At 41.2% G+C, this 4,505-nt stretch carries 3 protein-coding genes; 1 reads left to right on the top strand and 2 read right to left on the bottom strand.

Annotated features, from left to right (window positions below; genetic code table 11):
* Positions 1-167 precede the first annotated feature (167 nt).
* Complete coding sequence (locus tag ACHAL6_RS15300; protein ID WP_395271521.1) at positions 168-1,325, bottom strand: galactokinase; 1,158 nt, start codon at positions 1,323-1,325, stop codon at positions 168-170.
* A 252-nt stretch (positions 1,326-1,577) separates the two neighbouring features.
* Here ACHAL6_RS15300 and cls point away from each other — a divergent pair, with 252 nt between their 5' ends.
* The gene (gene cls / locus ACHAL6_RS15295) at positions 1,578-3,041 is read left to right on the top strand and encodes a cardiolipin synthase (protein ID WP_395271520.1); all 1,464 of its coding nucleotides are present in this window, start codon (positions 1,578-1,580) and stop codon (positions 3,039-3,041) included.
* Positions 3,042-3,096: 55 nt separating this feature from the next.
* On the opposite strand, the gene ACHAL6_RS15290 is transcribed toward cls, so the two are convergent.
* Complete coding sequence (locus ACHAL6_RS15290) at positions 3,097-4,407, bottom strand: NAD(P)-dependent oxidoreductase (protein ID WP_395271519.1); 1,311 nt, start codon at positions 4,405-4,407, stop codon at positions 3,097-3,099.
* Between the last annotated feature and the right edge of the window lie 98 nt (positions 4,408-4,505).

Here is a 4,505-nt window from a genome sequence, read left to right as displayed (position 1 = left end):
ACTGGAAGTACGTGTCAACAGGTTTTTACTAAAATATTTCAAAATCCAGCCCTGATGAAAACAGCATCTTCGTTATCATATGGCACTCAATAACATAAGATGAAAAAGTTTTTTCGTATACACCTGAAACACATACGCTCAGCTTCATGATCTGTCATTTCTTTCTGCTATTCTATTCTATGTACACCTTCTCCAATGGAAACCACGTAGAAGTCCGCATCATAGCCGATTCGATTCCTGTACTCTTTCCCCACAGTCTCTATGAAATGCTCCACAGCATCATTTCTTACTATGGATACGGTGCATCCACCAAATCCGGCACCTGTCATTCTGGATCCGATGGTTCCATCAACCTTTCCAGCAGCCTCTACCAGTGTATCCAGCTCCGCTCCTGTCACCTCATAGTCATCTCTGAGAGATTCATGTGAAGCATACATAAGCTTTCCGAACTCCCTTATGTTTTCAGATTCAAGTGCTTTCACGGCAAGCAGTGTTCTTTCATTTTCTGTTACAGCATGCAGCGCTCTCTTGATAAGAACAGGGTCTTCAATCAGATGTTTATTTTCAATGAGTTCTTTAGATGTAAGTTCACCAAGTGCGTTGATGTCAAGTTTCTTCTGAAGTCTCCTGAGAGCTTCCTCACACTCAGCTCTTCTCTCATTATATTTTGAATCCTGTAGTCCTCTTTTTTTATTTGTATTGGTTACTATTATAGAGGCATCTTTTAATCTGATATCAGCATATCTGTATTTCAGTGAGTTTGTGTCGAGCAGTATGGCTTTGTCTTTCTGACCCATGGCCACTGCAAACTGATCCATAATTCCTGAGTTGACACCGATAAATTCATTTTCCGCCTTCTGACATAACTTGACGAGTTCAATGGTTTCGACAGATAGCTGAAAAAGTTCCTTCAGGATAAACGCAGTGAGCACCTCTATAGATGCCGAAGAGGAGAGCCCTGCTCCATTAGGTATGTTCCCGCTATAGTAAAGATCCAATCCGTAAGGTATTCTGAATCCTGATTCCACAAAAACCTTGATGACTCCCTTCGGATAATTGGCCCAGTCGTGCCTTCTGTCATACACCAGTTCATCTAAAGAAAACTGGATGACGCCCTTATGCTCGAAGTTCTCCGAAAAAAGTCTGACCATCTGATCCCTTCTCTTTTTCACCGCTCCGTATGTTCCGATAGTCAAAGCACAGGGAAAGACATTCCCACCATTGTAATCCGTGTGCTCGCCAATCAGATTCACTCTACCTGGAGCAAAGTAAATCCCCTCAGGATTTTCCTGAAAAATCTTTCCAAAACCTGCCTTCAGTTCCATATCCGACTCTCCTTCCACTCACTCATTCATTCATCCGCTCATGCTTTTCTCTTTGTCATTTCCTGTTATGTGTATTATAATCGCTAATCTGATATTTGACCTGGAATTTTACTGATCACATATCCTTTATCATCATACCATATGAGCAGACATTCATTATATTGATAACTTACTGTAAAGATGACTTTGTCATCTGAATATATATTATAATAGACCATATAGATGTGATGATCTGATAGGAGGGTAAATCGTTTGAATTTCTATAATGTAATGTCAGTCCTTGTTATCATAATCAATTTTCTTATTTCATTAACTATTATATTCAGAAATAGAGAAAAGCCTGAAAAGTCAATTGGATGGCTTCTCATTTTCATGCTCGTTCCTTTTCTAGGTCTTATTCTTTACTTCCTGGTCGGGAGAAACTGGCAATCTAAGAACCTGAAAGAAAGACTATCTCCTGAAATGGTGGATTTCGTCAAGACAAGCCTTGATGAATATGCAGGTCCACACCAGGAAATGGCTAAGATGGTCACCATGGGCAACGGCAGCCCCATGTTTCTATATAATGACATAAAAATCTTTAAAGATGGAGTGGAAAAGTTTGAGGAACTGCTAAAAGATCTGGCAAATGCAAAGCACCACATCCATATGGAATACTATATCGTGAAATCAGACAAGATCGGCAGACAGGTATTCGACCTGCTTATAAAAAAATCCGAAGAAGGCGTAAAGGTTCGTTTCATCATGGATAAAATCGGCGGACGAACTTTTGATAAGGAATATCTAAAGAAAATCAGAGAAAGCGGTATAGAACTCGTTACCTATAGTGCTCAATTCGCAAGCATAAGCAAATTTGTAGACACATCCATCAACTATCGTAATCATAGAAAAATCGTCATTATCGATGGAAAAATCGGATATCTTGGCGGAAATAACATCGGAGACGAATATAGAGGAGAATCGAAATTCGGATACTGGAGAGATACCCATTCCAGAATCGAAGGCGAATTCGTTCTAGGTCTGCAGGCTCTGTTCTTTGATGACTTCTTCTCTGTCTTGTCCATCAATGAGGAAGCAAAGAAGTGGGAATATGATAAGAAGAGACAGACCTATAAAAGAGAGGGAGATTTAAGCAATTATTTCCCGACAAGCACAGTTACAAACTATCTGCCCATGCAGCTGATCTACAATGGTCCAGGGTCTCCCTATTCAACCATTGAACAGCTGTTTCTGAAAATGATCACTTCAGCAAAGGAGAAAATCTATATCAGTTCTCCTTACTTTATTCCATCAGATTCCTTAACGCAGGCTCTTAAGATGGCGATCTTGTCAGGAATCGACGTTAAGATCGTATTCCCGGAGCAGTATGACCATCCCCCAGTGGGTCATGCATCCATGACCTATATTAAAGAGCTGCTTGATGTAGGAGGAGAATTCTATTTCTATGACAAAACCGCTTTCTATCATAACAAGGCCATTGTTGTTGATACCAATATCTGCACCTTAGGTACCGCAAACTTTGATGTAAGAAGTCTTTATTACAATTATGAAGTCAATGCTGTGATTTACGATGAACTGACTGCCGCTAAAATGGAAGGCCTTTTTTATGATGACATGGCCGTCAGCAGAATGCTCACGCTTGATGAATACAACCAAGGCAGTGTATTCACGCATCTTAAAGAAAGCTTCTTCAGAATCTTTTCACTGCTGTTCTAGATGAGATCGTAAGAGACTGCATTCCTCATAAAGGAAGGCAGTCTCTTTTCTGATTCTATAAGTCCAGAAGTTTCTTCGCATCCACATAGGCTGCAATACCTTCTGCCACTTTTTTGGCTTCTTTCATCGCCAATACAACCGTAGCAGGCTGATGCACCACGTCACCTCCTGCAAACACACCTTTCAGTGTACACATACCATAAGGTTTCTCTCTTGTGATGACGTATCCTTTCTCGTCAACCTCGATTCCTTCAGTTGTGGATACGATTCTTCTGGCAGGCTTGCTGCCGATGGCTACCAGAACAACGTCTGTTTCGATGATTTTCTCCCCTTCATCGTTCTTTACTTTAAGCCCGATCACTCTACCTTCCTTACCCACGTACTCAATGGGTGTATGTCTGAAATGGAACTTCACATTTTCACTGAGCGCATCTTCGTATTCAAGTTTTGATGCAGGCATATCTTCCTCGTCTCTTCTGTAGACAACCCGGACTTCTTTCGCCCCAATTCTCACCGCAGTCCTTGCCGCATCCATAGCTACATTCCCGCCACCGATGACAATGACACGATCACCTTCCCGGACAATGACTTCTTCGCTGTTCAGTTTCCCTTCATTGGCCAGCATGGAAGTCCTGAGAAAATAAGAGGACAGTTCTATTCCATGCAGTTCATTTCCTGGAATATCCAGATTATTGGAGACATTGGTGCCTGTACCGATAAATACAGCATCAAATCCTCTCTCGAAAAGAGTATCTACAGTGAAGTTTTCGCCACCAACCATATTGTTCATAAAGGTTACCCCATATGATGCGATTTTCGAAATTTCTCTTCTCACCACATCCTTCTGAAGTCTGAAATCAGGAATTCCATAGAGCAGAATCCCCCCTGGTTCCGGCAGGGCTTCATAAACCACAACATTGAATCCGTCTTTTGCCAGGTCTCCTGCCACAGTAAGTCCTGCCGGACCCGAACCTATGACCGCAACCTTACCTCTTGTCTTTCTTGGAATCTTCTCATTGATCAGTCCCATGGAATGATCAAAGTCTGCAACAAATCTTTCCAGTTTTCCAATCTTTATTTCCTTACCCGCTTTCGCCAGGATACAGTGCCCTTCACATTGAAGATCATGAGGACATACTCTCCCACAGATTGCAGGAAGATTGGTTTTTCTCGCAAGAATTTCCCGTGCTTCACCAAAATTCCCCTTGGATACTTCCTTAATGAATTCAGGAATATGATTTTCAATGGGACATCCTGTGATACAGGTCGGATTTTTGCAGTTCAGACATCTCTTCGCTTCTGCTACTGCCTGCTCCATGGTATATCCCTGTTCTGCATCGATTAAATATAATCCTTTTGATTCCATCTTACTATCCCTCACATCTGATTATTATTACTTATATACTGAATAATCTTGTCACACTTGTTATTTTTTGTCAAGGATTTCATAAAGTTTTCAGATTC

The sequence above is a fragment of the Proteiniclasticum sp. C24MP genome (assembly GCF_043951855.1).
Classification (GTDB): domain Bacteria; phylum Bacillota; class Clostridia; order Clostridiales; family Clostridiaceae; genus Proteiniclasticum.
Note: the sequence above shows the minus strand (reverse complement) of the source record. Positions and strands in the feature narration are given on the sequence as shown.

What these genes read in the sequence shown, in the direction of transcription:
- ACHAL6_RS15300 (WP_395271521.1), bottom strand. Translation starts at nt 1,325, where the DNA reads ATGGAACTGAAGGCAGGTTTTGGAAAGATTTTTCAGGAAAATCCTGAG.
- ACHAL6_RS15290 (WP_395271519.1), bottom strand. Translation starts at nt 4,407, where the DNA reads ATGGAATCAAAAGGATTATATTTAATCGATGCAGAACAGGGATATACC.